We start from the raw sequence: 385 nt of genomic DNA, 5'->3' as shown, positions 1-385 counted from the left end.
GTGTACGTGCCTGCGGATGACCTGACCGACCCGTCGCCGGCAACCACCTTCCTGCACCTGGACTCGACCGTGGTGCTGTCGCGTGACATCGCTGCACTGGGTATCTACCCCGCAGTGGATCCGCTGGACTCGACCTCGCGCCAGCTGGACCCGCAGGTTGTCGGCACGGAACACTACGAAGTGGCCCGCCGCGTTCAGCAGACCCTGCAGCGCTACAAGGAACTGCGCGACATCATCGCGATTCTGGGCATGGACGAACTGTCGCCGGAAGACAAGCTGGCAGTGAACCGCGCTCGTAAGATCCAGCGTTTCCTGTCGCAGCCGTGCCACGTGGCGGAAGTGTACCCGGGTACTCGTCGGCAGCGACAGCACGAAATCGATCACC

At 63.6% G+C, this 385-nt stretch carries 1 protein-coding gene; it reads left to right on the top strand.

Going from position 1 to position 385, the window contains the following annotated elements; translation table 11 throughout:
• Positions 1–385, top strand: a 385-nt coding sequence (locus tag K6M89_RS30710; protein ID WP_438826593.1) for an ATP synthase beta subunit C-terminal domain-containing protein, incomplete at both ends; no start/stop codon positions are given.

Origin of the sequence: Rhizobium croatiense, from assembly GCF_019793465.1 — a bacterium.
Classification (GTDB): domain Bacteria; phylum Pseudomonadota; class Alphaproteobacteria; order Rhizobiales; family Rhizobiaceae; genus Rhizobium; species Rhizobium croatiense.
Note: the sequence above shows the minus strand (reverse complement) of the source record. Positions and strands in the feature narration are given on the sequence as shown.